Annotated in this window: 17 protein-coding genes; 4 read left to right on the top strand and 13 right to left on the bottom strand. The window is 39.0% G+C overall.

From position 1 onward, the window contains the following. Nucleotides 1–108 precede the first annotated feature (108 nt). The 13 genes from rplT to BUC12_RS12120 all read right to left on the bottom strand — a co-directional run bounded on the left by rplT (nucleotide 109) and on the right by BUC12_RS12120 (nucleotide 13,087). The gene (gene rplT / locus BUC12_RS12180) at nucleotides 109–453 is read right to left on the bottom strand and encodes a 50S ribosomal protein L20 (protein ID WP_062177858.1); all 345 of its coding nucleotides are present in this window, start codon (nucleotides 451–453) and stop codon (nucleotides 109–111) included. A 118-nt stretch (nucleotides 454–571) separates the two neighbouring features. Then, nucleotides 572–769 (bottom strand): 50S ribosomal protein L35, encoded by a 198-nt coding sequence (gene rpmI, locus BUC12_RS12175; RefSeq protein ID WP_062177861.1) that lies wholly within the window; start codon nucleotides 767–769, stop codon nucleotides 572–574. A gap of 57 nt (nucleotides 770–826) precedes the next feature. Beyond that, nucleotides 827–1,465, bottom strand: a complete 639-nt coding sequence (infC, locus tag BUC12_RS12170; protein ID WP_394333933.1) for a translation initiation factor IF-3 — start codon at nucleotides 1,463–1,465, stop codon at nucleotides 827–829. A 101-nt stretch (nucleotides 1,466–1,566) separates the two neighbouring features. Then, nucleotides 1,567–3,513: a threonine--tRNA ligase gene (gene thrS, locus BUC12_RS12165; protein WP_062177865.1), complete on the bottom strand. Its 1,947-nt coding sequence runs from the start codon at nucleotides 3,511–3,513 to the stop codon at nucleotides 1,567–1,569. 125 nt (nucleotides 3,514–3,638) lie between these two features. Next, on the bottom strand, nucleotides 3,639–3,986 hold the full coding sequence (locus BUC12_RS12160) for a hypothetical protein (protein ID WP_062177869.1): 348 nt from the start codon (nucleotides 3,984–3,986) through the stop codon (nucleotides 3,639–3,641). 12 nt (nucleotides 3,987–3,998) lie between these two features. Then, nucleotides 3,999–6,068 (bottom strand): tetratricopeptide repeat protein, encoded by a 2,070-nt coding sequence (locus tag BUC12_RS12155; RefSeq protein ID WP_062177873.1) that lies wholly within the window; start codon nucleotides 6,066–6,068, stop codon nucleotides 3,999–4,001. A 177-nt stretch (nucleotides 6,069–6,245) separates the two neighbouring features. Continuing rightward, nucleotides 6,246–8,639 carry an exopolysaccharide transport family protein gene (locus tag BUC12_RS12150; RefSeq protein ID WP_062177876.1) on the bottom strand — a complete coding sequence of 798 codons (2,394 nt, stop codon included), beginning with the start codon at nucleotides 8,637–8,639 and terminating at the stop codon, nucleotides 6,246–6,248. Between the two features lie 28 nt (nucleotides 8,640–8,667). Then, nucleotides 8,668–9,432 (bottom strand): polysaccharide biosynthesis/export family protein, encoded by a 765-nt coding sequence (locus tag BUC12_RS12145; RefSeq protein WP_062177878.1) that lies wholly within the window; start codon nucleotides 9,430–9,432, stop codon nucleotides 8,668–8,670. Next, the gene (locus BUC12_RS12140) at nucleotides 9,429–10,211 is read right to left on the bottom strand and encodes a polysaccharide biosynthesis/export family protein (RefSeq protein ID WP_062177881.1); all 783 of its coding nucleotides are present in this window, start codon (nucleotides 10,209–10,211) and stop codon (nucleotides 9,429–9,431) included. Before BUC12_RS12140 ends, BUC12_RS12145 begins: the two co-directional genes overlap by 4 nt. A 14-nt stretch (nucleotides 10,212–10,225) precedes the next feature. After that, the gene (def, locus tag BUC12_RS12135; RefSeq protein ID WP_062177883.1) at nucleotides 10,226–10,783 is read right to left on the bottom strand and encodes a peptide deformylase; all 558 of its coding nucleotides are present in this window, start codon (nucleotides 10,781–10,783) and stop codon (nucleotides 10,226–10,228) included. Further along, nucleotides 10,780–11,211, bottom strand: coding sequence for a Holliday junction resolvase RuvX (gene ruvX / locus BUC12_RS12130; protein ID WP_062177886.1), 432 nt, complete (start codon nucleotides 11,209–11,211; stop codon nucleotides 10,780–10,782). Before ruvX ends, def begins: the two co-directional genes overlap by 4 nt. Before the next feature lie 30 nt (nucleotides 11,212–11,241). Then, the gene (lptB, locus tag BUC12_RS12125; RefSeq protein WP_062177890.1) at nucleotides 11,242–12,015 is read right to left on the bottom strand and encodes an LPS export ABC transporter ATP-binding protein; all 774 of its coding nucleotides are present in this window, start codon (nucleotides 12,013–12,015) and stop codon (nucleotides 11,242–11,244) included. A 52-nt stretch (nucleotides 12,016–12,067) separates the two neighbouring features. After that, entirely contained in the window at nucleotides 12,068–13,087 is a 1,020-nt protein-coding gene (locus BUC12_RS12120; RefSeq protein WP_062177893.1) for a branched-chain amino acid aminotransferase, read from the bottom strand. A 312-nt stretch (nucleotides 13,088–13,399) separates the two neighbouring features. On the opposite strand from BUC12_RS12120, the gene BUC12_RS12115 reads away from it, so the two are divergent. Genes BUC12_RS12115 through nuoH form a run of 4 tightly spaced genes read left to right on the top strand, consistent with a single transcriptional unit; the run spans nucleotide 13,400 to nucleotide 17,117 of the window. Continuing rightward, nucleotides 13,400–13,750, top strand: a complete 351-nt coding sequence (locus BUC12_RS12115; RefSeq protein ID WP_062177894.1) for an NADH-quinone oxidoreductase subunit A — start codon at nucleotides 13,400–13,402, stop codon at nucleotides 13,748–13,750. Next, the gene (locus tag BUC12_RS12110; protein WP_062177898.1) at nucleotides 13,741–14,304 is read left to right on the top strand and encodes an NADH-quinone oxidoreductase subunit B; all 564 of its coding nucleotides are present in this window, start codon (nucleotides 13,741–13,743) and stop codon (nucleotides 14,302–14,304) included. Before BUC12_RS12115 ends, BUC12_RS12110 begins: the two co-directional genes overlap by 10 nt. A gap of 30 nt (nucleotides 14,305–14,334) precedes the next feature. Continuing rightward, entirely contained in the window at nucleotides 14,335–15,966 is a 1,632-nt protein-coding gene (locus BUC12_RS12105; RefSeq protein WP_062177901.1) for an NADH-quinone oxidoreductase subunit D, read from the top strand. Nucleotides 15,967–15,998: 32 nt separating this feature from the next. After that, nucleotides 15,999–17,117: an NADH-quinone oxidoreductase subunit NuoH gene (gene nuoH, locus BUC12_RS12100; protein WP_062177906.1), complete on the top strand. Its 1,119-nt coding sequence runs from the start codon at nucleotides 15,999–16,001 to the stop codon at nucleotides 17,115–17,117. The last annotated feature ends 5 nt before the right edge of the window (nucleotides 17,118–17,122 follow it).

Genomic DNA, 17,122 nt, shown 5'->3' with positions numbered 1-17,122 from the left:
TGAGCCCGGTAAAATACCGAACTCAATCTAAATATAGTTAATAATTTATTGTCCAACTTTGGGGGGGCACTTCAAAATTCTGACCGGCTTTTTATTTTGAAGTGAAATTTATTTCACTTTGTCTACGATAGCTTTGAATGCTTCCGGATGATTCATTGCAAGGTCAGCAAGAACTTTGCGGTTGATCTCGATTCCGTTTTTGTGAAGGGCACCCATAAGACGAGAATAAGACAATCCTTCAAGACGTGCAGCAGCATTGATACGTTGTATCCAAAGTGCACGGAAGTTACGTTTTTTAGCACGACGGTCGCGGAATGCATAAGTAAGACCTTTTTCCCAAGTGTTCTTGGCAACTGTCCATACGTTTTTGCGTGCTCCGTAATAGCCTCTTGTTAATTTTAATACTTTTTTTCTGCGGTTGCGTGACGCAACATGATTGACCGATCTTGGCATAATTGTAAGATGTTTTGAATGTTAGCGGTTCTCCTTTTGTTTTTTAAGAACACTTTATGGCATACATCCTGTTAATAAATCAAATTTTGCTTTAAGAAAACTGTTTAGTTCGAAAAATTTACTTTAATGCAAGCAATTGCTTAACATTCTTCACATCAGAGGTATGTACTGTACCGGTGTGAGTTAAGTTTCTTTTCTGTTTTTTAGTTTTCTTAGTCAAGATGTGACTTTTGAAAGCATGTTTTCTTTTGATTTTTCCTGATCCGGTAAGGCTGAACCTTTTTTTGGCACCGGAATTAGTCTTCATTTTTGGCATCTTGTTAATACTTTGTTTTTAATATTTAATACAGACTACTTTCGTAGTTAGTTTCTCTTAAGCTTCCTGAGTATTTTCTTCTTCCTGAGCTTGTGGCTCTTCTTTAGCAGCTTTAGACGCTTTTTCTTCGTGTGCCTTCGGTGCCACAGCTTTTACCGGTTGTTTTTTTGGAGATAGCATAATGATCATTTTTTTACCTTCCAATTGTGGCAACTGGTCTACCTTCGCAAAATCTTCCAATTCGGTAGCAAAACGAAGAAGAAGAACTTCTCCCTGTTCCTTAAACAGAATTGAGCGACCTTTGAAAAATACGTAAGCTTTTACTTTCGAACCTTCTTCAAGGAATGATTTTGCATGTTTCAGCTTGAAGTTGAAATCGTGGTCATCGGTTTGAGGTCCGAAACGAATCTCCTTAACGACTACTTTTACCGATTTGGCTTTTTGTTCTTTCAGCTTTTTCTTTTGTTGATACAAAAATTTCTGATAATCAGTAATACGACAAACAGGAGGATCGGCATTTGGGGAAATCTCTACCAGGTCGAGACCTTTTTCATCGGCAAGTTTAAGTGCATCGTGTGTTGAATATACTCCTTGCTCTACATTTTCGCCGACTAATCGAACTTGAGGGACACGAATTTTTTCATTAATTCTGTGAAGTTCCTCTTTTTTGTTGTTATTGATTCTGTTATTCCTCATTCAAAAATTATATACCTATTTTCTGTTTTTTTAATTGTCTATTAAATTGATTATCTATTTTTTGTAAGACGAAAGCCTTTCTTGATACAGTTTTACAACCTTTATTTATTCCAGGCGTTCATCATTTTCTCTGCTTCTTCTGCAATTTGATCGGCAAAGGTAGTAATTTTCATCGAACCTTTATCACCTTCACCCTGTTTTCTTACCGAAACTTCTTCACTTTCTGCTTCTTTCTCTCCGACAACGAGCAAATAAGGGATTCTTTTTAATTCGTTATCCCTGATTTTTCTGCCGATTTTTTCGTTACGGTCATCAATCAGAGTACGGATATCACGCCTTTTGAGGAATGCAGCTACACGATGTGCATAGTCGTTGAATTTCTCACTGATAGGCATAATTACAACCTGGTCGGGAGTCAGCCAAAGCGGGAATTTACCAGCTGTGTGCTCTATAAGAACTGCGATAAAGCGTTCCATAGAGCCGAAAGGTGCTCGGTGAATCATAACAGGGCAGTGTTTTTGATTATCGGCTCCGGTGTATTCCAAGCCGAAACGTTCGGGTAGGTTATAGTCCACCTGTATAGTTCCCAACTGCCAACGACGACCGAGTGCATCTTTGACCATAAAGTCGAGCTTGGGTCCATAGAATGCGGCTTCGCCAAGTTCTATTCTTGCCGGAAGTCCTTTTTCCTGACATGCTTCAATAATAGCAGCTTCGGCTTTTTGCCAGTTTTCTTCCGATCCGATATACTTCTCTTTATTTTCGGGGTCTCTTAATGAGATCTGGGCTTCGAAGTTCTCGAAATCCAGCGCCTTGAATATGATAAAGATAATATCGACAACTTTCAGAAACTCAGCTTTTAACTGGTCGGGAGTACAGAAGATATGTGCATCATCCTGAGTAAATCCGCGAACCCGTGTCAATCCGTGTAACTCGCCGCTTTGTTCGTAACGGTATACTGTTCCGAATTCGGCAAGGCGAAGCGGAAGGTCTTTGTACGACCGTGGTATAACTTTATATATCTCACAGTGGTGAGGACAGTTCATTGGTTTAAGCAGAAACTCTTCGTTTTCTTCAGGTGTATGGATAGGCTGGAAAGAGTCTTTTCCATATTTTGCATAGTGCCCCGATGTAACATACAATTGTTTTGCTCCGATATGTGGAGTCATAACCTGATCGTAGTCGAACTGTTTTTGAATTTTTTTCAAGAAGTCTTCAAGACGGAGGCGTAATTGGGTTCCTCTTGGCAACCACAATGGAAGTCCTTGTCCTACATTCTGTGAGAATGCGAACAGTTCCAGTTCTTTACCTATCTTACGGTGGTCACGCTTTTTGGCTTCTTCCAAAAGAGTCAGGTAGTCGTCCAGCATCTTTTGTTTTGGGAATGTGATACCGTATAAGCGGGTCAATTGTTTACGTTTTTCGTCACCACGCCAGTAAGCACCGGCGGCGCTGAGTATTTTTACCGCTTTGATATATGATGTATTGGGCAAGTGTGGCCCACGACAAAGGTCGGTAAATGATCCTTGTGTGTATGTGGTGATAGTTCCGTCGGCAAGATCGTTGATCAACTCAACTTTGTAGCCTTCGTTACGTTCACCGAACATTTTTAAAGCATCTGATTTTGATATGCTCTTGCGGACAATTGCTTCTTTGTTGGCAATAAGCTCCTTCATCTTCTTCTCGATCGCAGGGAAATCTGCATCTTTGACGGGTGTGTCACCGAAGTCTATATCATAGTAAAATCCATTTTCTATGGCAGGACCTATTCCGAATTTTGCATGAGGATACAACTCCTGTACGGCTTCGGCCATAAGGTGTGCCGATGAGTGCCAGTAAGCATGTTTGCCTTCTTCGTCGTCCCATTTAAGTAAGCTTACAGTAGAGTCTTCGTCAATAGGGCGCGTTAAGTCCCATGTTTGCCCGTTTACGCTTGAAGCTATAACTTCCTGAGCTAATCTCGAACTAATGCTTTCTGCAATTTGCATTGAGGTTGTTCCTTTAGGGAACTCTCTTACCGAACCATCCGGAAATGTAATTTTAATCATTTGTCTATTGTTTTATTTACCTTCTTACAAGTGAAGATAATAATGAAATTTTAAGACCGTAAAATTACACAATTTATGTAATTGCAGGCATTTGTAACGGATAAATTTTTAGGGAAGTCTTGTTTCTAAGAATTTATCATGGCAAGGCAAGCCTGTAAACCCCATAGGAGATAGAAGAGTATGAACCCGGGGATGCTGAGCATCCCTAAAATGAGGGGAAGAGTCATCTTTCCGAATCTTCTTCCGTATGTATAGGTTGCCCATCCACAGATGAAGAAGATGGGCGTGAGTATAGTGGCTCCGATTATGAGATACCTGTCGGGGTACATTTGATTGATGACTTCCGGACGGGTGGTAAAAGTACCTCTGGCCAGAAAAATAGAACTGATACCTGCTAGTATGAACGAGAATACAGAGATAAGAGTGTATCTGGTTAACATCTTTACTTGATAAATACCTCCGTTATCTATCATAGGTGTCCATTCTTATTCGGTCATTCGCTTGATAATGCTGTATGCATTGATAATGCCAAGTTCTCCTGCTTTACGTAGATCGTCCAAGCCTCTTTCAGTATCTTTTATTCTCAACCGGCACAATCCTCTGTTGAAGTAAGCTTCGGCAAAATCATTGCTCCGTTTAATTGCTTCATTATAGTCGAGAATGGCGGCACGATAATCGTTCTGCATGGCTTTCATCTCGGCTCTGTTATAGTAGGCATAAACAAAGTCGGGAGATAATTCGATTACTTTGCCGTAATTATTCAAAGCCGACTCGTATTCGAATTTGGAGTTAATCGTTTTTATATTTACTTCTTGTCCGGTATTACCTGCCTTCACTGTTTTGTTACCTCCCAGTTGCATATTGATGCTTAGCTCCGAACTGTTGTTCTGAGAATATAGTTCAGGTAAAAGCTCCTTTGATTTTAACTGCTTAGTATATGCAACAGCCAGATTAAAGTATGCTAAAGTAAATTTCGGATCTATTGCAATTGCTTTGTTAAGGTCTTCGATAGCGCTGGCAAAGTCCTGTACCAGAATGTTATCGAGTGCCCGTCCAAAATGGTAAAGCGTATTTTCGGGTTGCTCGGCTATCAGTTTTGAGTACTCATTTATAGATCCGAAGTGTATGCCGACTTGTGTGCTGTCGAGCGGTGCTTCCTGATTAGTAATGAGTAATTTCCTGCTCAATACACCTTGCTTGTTAATAGATTCAACTTCTTTGTTATAATGGGTGTATTTTTGAATCTCGGTTGGCTTTTCATAATAAGAAACTATGAAAGTCGGTTCCAATTCTATATTTACTTGTTTGTTCTGTATCTTTCCTCTGACTTCGCTGTTGTATTTGCTCTTTGCTTCTTCTTCCTTATCGGCTACAACCAGTAAGTTAAATTTGTCGATTGTTTTGTCAGAACTTTCTCTGGTTTTATCATCGTCTTTTTTACTTTCCTTTCCGGATAATACATCACGTTTTGTCTTTTCCTCTATTCTGCGTGCAAGCAGATAGTCTTGCTCTGCGTCTTTGAGGTTGTTCAACTTCCTTTTTATTTCCGACTTAAAGTAATATCCCTGATAGAAGTCGGGATGTTCGGTAAGTACAATATCTAAGTCGGAGAGTGCTCCTCTCATATCACCTATTTCGTTCCGGAGCATAGCACGGTTCATATAGGCTATATAATTTTCGGGTTCATTGCTGATTACGAAATCAAAATCGGAGATGGCTCTATTGTTATCTCCTACCTGTGCGCGTAATAATGCCCTGTTGAACCGGGCGAGCAAGTTGCTGGGATCTAATTCTATTACATGGTCATAGTCGGCCATAGAGCCTCGTAAGTCATTTTTGTAATACTTGGTAAGCCCTCTGTTTATATAGCTGCCTGTTGATAGCGGATCTAACTTGATCGCTTCGTCGTAATCGGCTAAAGCTTCGTCATATTTCTTCTGAGCCAGATTAACACCTGCTCTCATAGAATAAGAAGGTGCAAAGTATTTGTCTTTTTCTATTGCCAGATTATAATCCTCTAGAGCTTTGATAGTATCGCCTTTTTCGAGATACAGACTTCCCCGCGTCAATATACCTTGTGTATAGTTAGGGTTAAGGGTTACCAGCTGGTCCAGATAGCTCTCCGCAGCATCAAAATCTTTCTTTTCGATATTAACAATTCCCAGATTTATCAATATGAATTTATCTGTAGGATTGTTTTTCAGGCTGGCTGTATAATCTTCTAATGCTCCGTCATAATTCTTTTGGCTTTGTCTGGCATCGGCCCGCAACTGGAAAGCATTTATATAGAACGGATTTTTGTCTATACATAGTGTGCAGTCATCTTCGGCGCCTTTAAAATCGTCGAGATAGAACTTAGCTATTGCCCTGTAGTAATAGGGTTCGGCCAAATAAGGTTTCGCTTTGATTACCTGATTGAAGTATTGTATTGCTAGTACATAATCTTCGAAATATAAGGCATTACGTCCAATCAGGGTAACTCTTTCGGTGTTTATCTGTGCCGAAAGAACAATTGAGTTTAATGCTGTTAGCAGAAGAATGAGGTATTTTTTCACAATAACTATAATATTTAGCCGCTTTGGATAGTATTCATCTTTAAGCTGAAGTATGTCTTACTATTTTTTATTAAGGATACTCGTTGCTTAATGTTTATTTATCAGGGGCAAATATATGAAATCTAGTATTAGAAAAACAAAGAGGAACATTTTATGTCCCTCTTTTTATAGATTTTTTTATTTTTCGAAATAATCGTCATGGTAATACGAGTTCCGTTTCAGATAGTATGATTTATCTCCGTAGTATCTCGAAGTTCCATAATATCCTTCGCGGCCTTTCACATCATTAAATACTATTGCAACATGATCTAAACCGTCGTTTCGCATCTGGTTGACTACGCTCTTGAAGAAAGCTTTATTGGTTTTAGCCCTTCTTACCACGAAGAGTGATGTATCTACATATTTAGATAAAATATATGCATCGGATACAAGCCCAATCGGACTACAGTCTACAACCACATAGTCATACTTGGTTTTAAGATACTCGATGAGGTCTTTAGTCTTTTTTGTCTTTATCAACTCACTCGGATTAGGAGGGAGTGTTCCTGCTGTTATAACATCGAATTCGTATTCAGGATGGGTAACTGTGATCTCATCTAATGATACCTGTCCGATAAGAAAGTTTGATACGCCTTTTTTACTTTGCAGGTTAAGGAGTTTGGCTACCGACGGACGACGTAAGTCGAAGTCGATTAGCACAACCCTACGGCCTGTTAGTTGATATACCGAAGCAATATTTCCTGCAATAAATGTTTTACCATCTCCGGGCTCGGCAGAAGTTACCAAAACCGAGATTCCGGTTTCTTTCTGTGCCATATACTCTAACCGGATCCTCATATTACGGAATGACTCGGCAAAACTCGATTTTGGGAAGTTCTTTACAAGAGTAGTACTGTTCGATGACATCTTTTTGGAGATGTTTTCGATCGTACCTATAACAGGGAGTCCTGATAAACGCTCGCAATCTTCTTTTGTTGAGATGGCATAGTTGAATAATTCTTCTTTACAGATTACAAAAATCAACGGTATAGCTAGTCCTATGGCAAGATAGAAAGTATATGTTTTTTTCTTTTCATCTCCATTTACCGGACCTCCTAATTGACGTGGTTCTTCCAATACAAAGTTGTCAGGGATATTAGATGCTTTTTGTATTGTAGCCTCATACCTTTTATTACGGAGGTATGTGTAGTAAGCATCATTTACCTGATACCGTTTTTCATATCTGGCATATTCTCTTTCCTGAGCAGGTAAAGTAGACATTTCGGATTCCACACTAGCCAGTCTTGAGTTTAAGTTTTCTTTTTTCTCCTGAACTTTATCCTGTGCATTCCGTAAGTCTTCAAGTATTTTTATCCGCAGATTATTCATCGATTGTTCGCTTTTAGCATACAATGGATGAGCTTCTCCCATACTTGCCAGTTTTTTTACTATCTTATTATATTCACCTACTGATTGAGACAATTTTGTATCACTGATTCCGAATGCACTAGGATCGATCAACTCTGTATTACTTAATATTGAGTTGTTGATTTCATCAGTTAATCTGAGGATAAGTTCTTCCTGCGCCTTGTTTTCTGCAATTCCTTGAAGAACAGCATCTCTGTCTGCTCTTTGATCACCTCCTTGTATTCGATAAAGCCCGGTTTCATCCTGGAATGTCTTGAATGTCTGTTCTGATTGTTCCAAAGAGTCGGATATCAACGTCATCTGCCGGTCAATAAATGCTATAGTCCTATCTGCAGCTTCATTCTTTAAGGTGAGGTTGTATTCTTCAAATTCTTTTAATAAAGCTTTGAGAAAATCAACATCCTGAGCAGGGCTGGTTCCGTAGATTGATATTGCTAAAGCAGAAGACCCTTCTCTTTGATAGCCGGAGGATGTACGGCCTGTATAACGACCTATTAATTCTTCTTTGGATATAAATCTAAAGCTGAAAGGTGTAAAATTAGGTGTAAATCTATCGGTTTTATTTATCTTGATGTAGAATCTAGATTCCTGCACGTATTGGTTATAGGGCACTTCCATCGAAAATGGAGCGGTATTCTCAGAGCCCGGATAAAATATACGGCACTTATCTGAGTCTATGGGTTCTACTTCAAAGACTATACTATATGCACTGGGTGCAACATATTTAGCTTCTATTGTAATAGGAGTCACCCCATATAGATTCTCTGTTTTGAATTTTGTCTTTAGAAAGTAATCGACTCTCATCTGAGGTAACTTGGCAACCGTTCTTACAACCATATCATATGAGTTCAGTATCATTTGCTGATTGACAGAGTTCTGAACTAAACTACCTAGTTGTACTGCACCCATTGCTACACCCGAATTCCCTCTGGATTCCATCATAAGTACAGCTCCGGAACGATATAGTGGCGTCCAGCTTTTATTTTTAAGATAGGCATATCCTAAGAATAAAGCGAGTGATAGAACAAATAAGTACCAGTATTTCAATATACGATAAAACCACAATACAAAGTCGAAAGAGAACTTCGATTTGGCTTGTACCTCATCAAAATACGGATCTGCTCCGTAATCATTGGGTCTAGTTGTATTTATATTTTGTTCCATAAGTTACCCTTTATTGATCGGGTTTATTTTAATTGACTCTAAGGGCCAAGATTGTTAATACTACAGATATTGGCGCTAACAGAGTTGAGACCAGTGATTGGAATGATGTTATTCTGAAGAACGCTGATTTACTGGTAGAATAGTAGATTAAATCGTTTGGTTTGATGTAGTAAAATTCAGACTCAATAATGGACTCTGACCTTAAATCAAATTGTTTGACAATAGACCTACCAGTTTCATCTTGGCGGATGATTTTCACTTTCCCTGTCTCGTAATCACTATCAGGAATACCGGAAATAGCTAATGCCTGAAAGATTGTCATATTGTCTTTGTATATATCATATGTACCATTCTTCCCTTCTGATACTATATAGTATTTATTGTTTTTCAGAAATATTTTTACCTGAGCATCAGGTATTGCCTGACGCATTTTGTTTTGAACCGTTTCTTCAGCTTCAGGAATACTTTGTCCTAATAGATGGATATCCCCAAAGAATGGGACTGTGATATTCCCTGTATCATAAATTGTATAGGATGAACTGGTTGTTGCATCAGCGCTTATTATTCCATTAAAAACATCTGTAAAATCTTTATTGTTCGTGAAGATAGAACAATAGATTTCGTCATTTATTTGCAGTTTGTAGTCCTTATATGGTTTCGCCGGATAAACAGGTGTTTTTTCCTGTAATAAATTAGTTGTTTTGGGAGACGTACAAGAATTGTTAAGTAGACCTATAGTTACAATTAATCCCAAAAGAAAATAAAGGTTTATGTATTTATATATTGTTTTCATTTTGTCAATCTGCTGATTAAAGTTACTGCTCCAACTATAGTACCCAGAATACCAAAAAGGCCAAGAACTCCTGTAAATGATGTTACTCGTCCAAAGAATGTTCTGGACATTTCACTCACATATATAACGTCATTAGGTTGTATGTAATAATATTCAGAGTCAACAATATCTTTAGATCTGATATCAAAAGTTTTTACTTCTGTTCCATTCGGGGTTTGTCTTATAATTTTGACTCTTGTCCTGTCACCAAATTTATCAAAAGGTCCTGACAGAGCCAATGCCTGAAAGATGTTGATTTTGTGTAACGGCATAGAGACCCGTCCTTGTCCGGCTTTTCCCAGAACCGAGAAATATCTGTTTTGAAGGTTTACATCAACGGTTAGGTTTGGTGAAAACGATGTGAATTTATCTTCCAGTATTTTCTTTATTTCTGGTATTGTATATCCTTCTACTAGTATATTGCCTAAATATGGTATTTTAACAGTTCCGTCCGAATATACGTTCAGAACATTATCTGTTCTTTGTGATGTGTTTGCTGATACTATGCCGGTTGACTTGGTTTCTATATAGGCTGAGAAAAGTTCCTGCATACTTTCATCAAGTGTAAATATCTTTAATACAAGCTGATCGCCGGGAATGACTTTATAGTCATTGTTCAAATTGACATCAATAGGATAATTTTTAGGTATATCCTGCAATAGGTTAGTATCTTTGGGGGTTACACAAGACCCCAAAAATAACACCATTAGTGTTGTTAATAAAAGCAGTTTGGTCTTCATAAAGTTATTATGGTTTATTTTTGAATTGCTTTTGTTCTGTAAGAACAGTTTACCCGTCCCTTTATCAGATTGTTGAGTTTTGATTTTATTAATTGTTTTCTGATTCCTGAAATCTTATCGATAAAAAGTTTTCCTTCCAAATGGTCGTATTCGTGCTGGATACAACGGGCAAAGAATTCGGAATATACCTCCACATGTTCGACAAAATTTTCATCGACATATTTTATTGTGATAGTTTCTTCTCTGGATACGGTTTCGTTAATGCCTGGTATGCTAAGACACCCTTCTTGAATGTTGACAATTTCGCCTGTCCGGTCGAGTATTTGAGGGTTTATAAATACCTTTTTAAATCCATGATATTGGGGTTCGTCTTCCGCAAGCGGTTCTAAATCTATAACAAATATACGGATGTCTAACCCTATCTGTGGGGCTGCCAATCCTACACCATCTGCATTGTACATAGTTTCAAACATGTTTTCGATAAGATTAGCAAGATTGGGGTAGCTTTTGTCAATATCGTGAGCTACTTTCCTTAAAACAGGCTGGCCATATAAGTATATAGGGAGTATCATAAATTTTTATTTTTGTATATTAGGCTTTCCATATAATCCTGCAGAATAATGGTTGCGCTTATTTCGTCAATAAGAGCCTTGTTCTGCCGGTCTTTCTTTTTTAAGCCTCCTTCAATCATACTTTTCTGGGCGAGGGCTGAGGTGAATCGTTCGTCGTAACCAATTATAGGCATGTCCGGGAAATTTTTAATGAATTGAGATATGAAAATTTTAACATTTTTCATGTTTTCAGACGATTCATTATTCAATTTTTTAGGCATCCCTATTATGACTTCTTCAATACTTTCCCTATTAAAATATTCTTTCAAATAAGTCAAAAGGGTGTGGGTTGGTACAGTTGTAAGTCCAGTAGCAATGATCTTGAGAGGATCAGTTACCGCTAAACCAGTACGTTTAGTCCCATAATCTATCGCGAGCAGTCTCCCCATTCGAAGCAAAGATATATCTTTTTTTTTATTCTACAATTCTCGAAGATGTTCGGTCGGTCTTCTCTTTAATTCGAAATCCCGTCCTAAATATTTTTCTTTAACAATTTCATTTGCCGCTAATTCCTCGGGGGTACCCTGAAATAAAACCCTACCCTCGAACAGGAGATAGGCGCGGTCGGTAATGCTCAATGTTTCGTCTACATTGTGGTCGGTAATTAAGATCCCAATGTTTTTATATTTTAACTTGGCTACGATTTCCTGTATGTCTTGTACTGCTATCGGGTCTACTCCGGCAAAAGGTTCGTCAAGCATAATGAATTTTGGGTCTATAGCCAAACAACGGGCGATTTCAGCTCTTCGCCGTTCTCCTCCGGACAACCGGTCTCCCAGGTTTTTGCGGACTTTTTGTAATCCAAACTCAGCAATAAGGTTTTCCAGTTTTTCTTTCTGGTATTCTTTCGGTTGCCCTGTCATTTCCAATACCGCCCGTATGTTGTCTTCGACGGTCATTTTCCGGAAGATGGATGCTTCTTGCGCCAGATAACCTATACCTTGTTGTGCTCTTTTGTATACAGGGTCTTTTGTTATTTCGGTATTGTCCAGGAATATCCGCCCTGCATTAGGCATAACAAGGCCTACTGTCATATAAAAAGTTGTGGTCTTACCCGCTCCGTTAGGGCCGAGAAGACCAACAATCTCACCTTGTTTAACTTCAATAGATACATGGTTGACAACTGTCCGCGATTTGTATTTTTTCACAAGGTCGTCGGTTCTTAATATCATTTGTGGTTGCTCGTTATCCATATGCACGTAACTATTTTATTTATTGCTGTAGGTAATTACAAAAATGGAATATTTATTCCACAATTGTAACCCAATTATGAGTGTCGGGCTCATCTCCGTATTGGATTGCCCTTAGTTTGTTGTATAATTTAGTGGAAACAGGGCCTGCTATTCCGTCTTTTGTGAATTTATACGATTTATTTTCTTCAATATCGTCGATACGTTCAACCGGACTGATTACGGCTGCCGTTCCGCAAATACCGGCTTCGTCGAATGTAGATAGCTCTTCTTCGAGAACAGGTCTGCGTTCTATTGTCATACCCATGTCTTCGGCTAACTGAATCAGACTTTTGTTAGTAATCGATGGGAGTATTGAACTTGATGCAGGGGTTATGTATGTATTACCTTTTATTGCAAAAAAGTTTGCAGGGCCTCCTTCATCAATGTATTTTTTTTCCTTTGGGTCAAGGTATAATACAGCAGAGTATCCCATCTGATGTGCTTTTTCTCCGGCAACGAGGCTGGCGGCATAGTTGCCTCCTATTTTATATGTGCCGGTTCCCTGGGGTGCCGCCCTGTCAAAACTCCTTAAGATAACAAGTGGGGTTGGCTTAAAGCCTTCTTTGAAATATGGTCCGACCGGAGTAACAAAAACAAGGAATAAATATTCTTTGGAAGCTTTTACTCCTACTTGAGGGCTTGTGCCTATCAGTAACGGACGGATATATAATGCTGCTCCACTCTCGTATGGCGGTACATATTTTTCGTTTAGTTTGACTGCTTTTAGAACAGTCTCTTCAAAAATTTCAATTGGAAGTTCTTGCATGAGTATGCCGCGGCACGATGACTGCATGCGAAGTGCATTTTCTTCTAGTCTGAAGATACGGATTTTTCCATCTTTTCCTCGAAATGCTTTTAGTCCCTCAAAAGCTTCTTGTCCATAATGGAGACATGTTGCAGCCATATGGATGTCGATACTTTCAGATGTTGTTTCCTGAGGTTTGCTCCACTGACCGTCTTTGAAATAGCTTCTGACGTTAAAGTCGGTTTTCAAATAACCGAATGATAAATTTTTCCAATCAATTGTGTCCATGTACCGAAAATTTTATAATAATCTGAGGATAAAGCCAAACACATTATGGCTGATAGTCTGCAAAAATACGATTTTACTTTAATTAAAGTATCCTATTATATGTAATAAATGTCTTATAAATTCATTTTATAAGTATGATTCTGTTAATAAAGATGTCTAATGAATATTGTTGATAGCTTTTATTTATATCTTTTCTTTTGTTCATTAAAAAAAAACTTTACTTTTGCATCGAATATGACAAGTGCAGTTTATAATTTGGGCTATCATTTGTCTTTTCCGATTGATAATGCTTGAATTTTTGAATATCAAAATATGGATTCTTCTCTTTTTTTAGTTGTATTCATTACCGGTTTGACTTTAGTTTGCGCAGGATTGGGAATGGCTATATTGCTTTCTCCTAAATCATTTAATGCCCAAAAAGGTCAGGCTTATGAGTGTGGGGTGCCTACTAAAGGTACTTCATGGATGCAGTTTCGTGTTGGTTACTACCTGTATGCTATACTTTACCTGATGTTCGATGTCGAAACTATATTTCTTTTTCCATGGGCAACAGTGGTTCGTAGCTTAGGTATGCCGGGGCTGTATAGTATACTGTTCTTTATATTTATTTTAGGTTTAGGTCTGGCTTATGCATGGAAGAAAGGAGTATTACAATGGAAGTAAAAAAAATCTATATAAAAGGTATTCCGAACGAAGAGTTCAGAGATAATGAATACCTGGAAAAATATGCAGAAGAGTTGCGCGCCGGTGGTGTGCCTATCGTGGTTGGCGCTCTGGATGATCTGATCAACTGGGGACGTTCCAATTCGGTATGGCCTTTGGCTTTTGCAACAAGCTGCTGTGGTATCGAGTTTATGGCGGCAGCAGGTGCTCACTTCGATATTGCCCGTTTTGGAATGGAGGTTACCCGTAATAGTCCCCGTCAGGCCGATACAATGGTTGTTGCCGGAACTATCGTGCATAAAATGGCTCCTTTGTTGAAGCGCGTATACGATCAGATGGCTGAACCAAAGTATGTTGTTGCTATGGGTAGCTGTGCTATTTCAGGAGGTCCGTTTGTGGATTCATACCATGTAGTTAAAGGTGTAGATGAGATAATCCCTGTGGATGTATATATCCCGGGCTGTCCGCCTCGCCCCGAATCTTTATTTTACGGGTTGATGCAATTGCAGAGAAAGATAAAGCTCGAAAGATTCGTGTTCAAAGTGAAAAAGTAATATCGAAAGATCGATTCTTATAAGTGATCAATGGAAAATATCAAAAGTATAATCTTAAAAGCAGTACCCGAAGCGATTGTTGCAGAAGATAAGCAGATATTGACTGTAATAGTAGAAAAGGATAAACTGCATCATTTGGCGAAAACTCTTCGTTACAATGCAGATCTGCCTTTCGACTATTTGGCTATGCTGACCGGAGTTGACCGGGGAGAGACACTTGGGGTTAACTACGTGTTGTCTTCATCAAAAGACTTAACCAAAGAAGTAGTTCTTCAGGTAAGTACAGATGATCGTCAGAATCCGCTCTTGTATTCAGTTACTGACCTCTGGGAAACAGCTCACTATAACGAACGGGAAGTATATGCGATGCTTGGTATCAGGTTTATTAATAATCCTGATATGCGACGCTTCTTCTTGAATTCGGATTGGAGAGGTTTTCCGTTGAGAAAAGATTATGACCCGGATCCTATATTGAACCCTGTAGTTGTGGAAAGTAAAGAGATCGAGGATATTGCTCCCCGTATCATGGAAACTCCGCAAGGGTTGAAAGAAGATATCGTAGAGATATTTGAAAAAGATGATTATATAATCAATGTTGGACCTCAACACCCTTCGACTCACGGAGTAATGCACTTCCGTATGGCTTTGGATGGTGAAATTGTGAAAAAAATAGATGTTCACAGTGGTTATATACACAGAGGGATCGAAAAGTTGAGCGAAAAGCTAACTTATCCTCAGATATTACACTTTACAGATCGTCTTGATTATTTATCGGCCAGTATCAACCGTCATGCCTTGTGTATGTGTGTGGAAAAGGCTGCGCAAATAGAAATTCCCGAAAGAGCACAATATATACGTACCATCATGGACGAACTAAACCGTGTCGATTCACACTTGATAGGTTGGGCCAGTATGTGTATGGACTTAGGTGCTACTACTGCTTTTATTTATGGAGTTCGCGAACGTGAGCACATATTGCAGATTTTCGAAAAGACCTCGGGAGGTCGCCTTATTGTCAATTATAATGTGGTTGGTGGTGTGATGTTCGATATTTATAATGACTTCCAGAAAGATGTGAAGGCTTTCATTATATATATGAGAGAGAGACTCACCGAATATCACCGTTTATTTACAGGAAACGTTATCGCTATCGGTCGTATGGAGGGATTAGGTATCTTGTCCCGCGAGGATGCTATTTCGTACGGAGTAACAGGTCCTGCCGGACGTGGTTCGGGCTTCTCTTGCGATGTGCGGAAATATCATCCTTACGCCCTTTACGATAAGGTCGAATTTAAGGAGGTAATCCGTACAGAATGCGATGCATTTGCGCGTTACAAAAACCGTCTGGATGAGATTGAAGAGTCATTGCATATTATAGAGCAGTTGATCGATAATGTTCCCGATGGAGATTTTCAGGCTAAGACCAAAGCTATTATTAAATTACCGGAAGGCGAGTTCTATCAAAAAGCAGAAGCTGGTCGTGGTGAATTCGGTGTTTTTATTGAAAGCCGGGGCGATAAGTTTCCTTATCGCTTGAAATTCAGGTCTCCGTCTATGGCTGCCGTTTCGGTTATGCCTTTGATTTGTAAGGGCGAAAAACTTTCGGATTTTATCAGCATCGGAGGGTCTATGGACTATGTGATTCCTGACATCGACCGTTAACTTTAGATTACTTATATTATCAATATACAAATATGTTGTTAGATATTTCAAGACCATTGGAGCTTTCAAGGTTGACAACTATGTTCGATACATTCTTAAGCGAGAATCTTCCTACCTGGGGGGTATTGGCTATTGAGTTTGTTCTTATCGGAGTTGCTCTATTGACAGCTTATGCAGTTATAGCTCTGATTCTTATCTATGCAGAACGAAAAATTACAGCATTCTTTCAGGCTCGTTTAGGGCCTAATCGTGTAGGTAAATACGGTATGATACAGAGTGTTGCCGATATGATCAAGATCCTGATAAAGGAGATTATACATGTTGATAACGTCGACAAGTTCTTGTTTTATACAGCTCCTTTCTTTATGATTGTGGCTTCTATGCTTACATTCGGGGCTATCCCTTTTGGAGAAGGCTTGCAGGCTCTCGATTTTAATATCGGAGTATTTTATGTGATAGCTGTATCTTCGCTCGGTATTGTAGGGGTTCTTTTGGCTGGGTGGTCCAGTAATAATAAATACTCGATGATCGGTGCAATGCGAAGTGGGGCACAGTTTATCAGCTACGAATTGTCTGCCGGATTTTCGTTGATGACCATGGTTGTTCTTTCAGGGACTATGCAGTTTTCGACAATGATCGAAAGTCAGGCTTATTGTTGGAATCTATTTAACGGACATATTGCTTCGGTTATTGCATTTGTGATTTATCTGATCTCAGGTCATGCCGAAACTAACCGCGGGCCTTTCGACTTGCCGGAAGCCGAGTCGGAGTTGACTGCCGGATATCATACCGAATATTCGGGGCTTCAGTTCGGGTTCTTCTATTTGGCCGAATACTTGAATATGTTTATTATCGCTGCCATTGCCACTACTGTGTTCCTCGGGGGCTGGATGCCTATTCAGGTACAAGGTTGGGATGGATTCAATCAGGTGATGAATTATATACCCTCTTATGTATGGTTCTTTGGTAAAACCGGAGTATTGGTATTTATAAGCTTATGGGTGCGTTGGACATTCCCCCGTTTGCGTATCGACCAGTTACTTACATTGGAGTGGAAATACCTGCTTCCGATCAATATGTTCAACATTTTGTTGATGGTTATTATTGTATTGGCAGGTTTGACATTGAAAGATATTTTTAATATACTTTAACTAGA

Source organism: Indolivaga macrotermitis (assembly GCF_900128985.1).
Classification (GTDB): domain Bacteria; phylum Bacteroidota; class Bacteroidia; order Bacteroidales; family Dysgonomonadaceae; genus Dysgonomonas_A; species Dysgonomonas_A macrotermitis.
This window is presented reverse-complemented; position numbering and strand designations above follow the sequence as displayed.

What these genes read in the sequence shown, in the direction of transcription:
- BUC12_RS12160 (WP_062177869.1), bottom strand. Translation starts at nt 3,986, where the DNA reads ATGATAGATAACGGAGGTATTTATCAAGTAAAGATGTTAACCAGATAC.
- nuoH (WP_062177906.1), top strand. Translation starts at nt 15,999, where the DNA reads ATGTTGTTAGATATTTCAAGACCATTGGAGCTTTCAAGGTTGACAACT.
- rpmI (WP_062177861.1), bottom strand. Translation starts at nt 769, where the DNA reads ATGCCAAAAATGAAGACTAATTCCGGTGCCAAAAAAAGGTTCAGCCTT.
- BUC12_RS12120 (WP_062177893.1), bottom strand. Translation starts at nt 13,087, where the DNA reads ATGGACACAATTGATTGGAAAAATTTATCATTCGGTTATTTGAAAACC.
- BUC12_RS12145 (WP_062177878.1), bottom strand. Translation starts at nt 9,432, where the DNA reads ATGAAAACAATATATAAATACATAAACCTTTATTTTCTTTTGGGATTA.
- BUC12_RS12115 (WP_062177894.1), top strand. Translation starts at nt 13,400, where the DNA reads ATGGATTCTTCTCTTTTTTTAGTTGTATTCATTACCGGTTTGACTTTA.
- def (WP_062177883.1), bottom strand. Translation starts at nt 10,783, where the DNA reads ATGATACTCCCTATATACTTATATGGCCAGCCTGTTTTAAGGAAAGTA.
- lptB (WP_062177890.1), bottom strand. Translation starts at nt 12,015, where the DNA reads ATGGATAACGAGCAACCACAAATGATATTAAGAACCGACGACCTTGTG.
- thrS (WP_062177865.1), bottom strand. Translation starts at nt 3,513, where the DNA reads ATGATTAAAATTACATTTCCGGATGGTTCGGTAAGAGAGTTCCCTAAA.
- BUC12_RS12140 (WP_062177881.1), bottom strand. Translation starts at nt 10,211, where the DNA reads ATGAAGACCAAACTGCTTTTATTAACAACACTAATGGTGTTATTTTTG.
- BUC12_RS12110 (WP_062177898.1), top strand. Translation starts at nt 13,741, where the DNA reads ATGGAAGTAAAAAAAATCTATATAAAAGGTATTCCGAACGAAGAGTTC.
- infC (WP_394333933.1), bottom strand. Translation starts at nt 1,465, where the DNA reads ATGAGGAATAACAGAATCAATAACAACAAAAAAGAGGAACTTCACAGA.
- BUC12_RS12105 (WP_062177901.1), top strand. Translation starts at nt 14,335, where the DNA reads ATGGAAAATATCAAAAGTATAATCTTAAAAGCAGTACCCGAAGCGATT.
- rplT (WP_062177858.1), bottom strand. Translation starts at nt 453, where the DNA reads ATGCCAAGATCGGTCAATCATGTTGCGTCACGCAACCGCAGAAAAAAA.
- ruvX (WP_062177886.1), bottom strand. Translation starts at nt 11,211, where the DNA reads ATGGGGAGACTGCTCGCGATAGATTATGGGACTAAACGTACTGGTTTA.
- BUC12_RS12150 (WP_062177876.1), bottom strand. Translation starts at nt 8,639, where the DNA reads ATGGAACAAAATATAAATACAACTAGACCCAATGATTACGGAGCAGAT.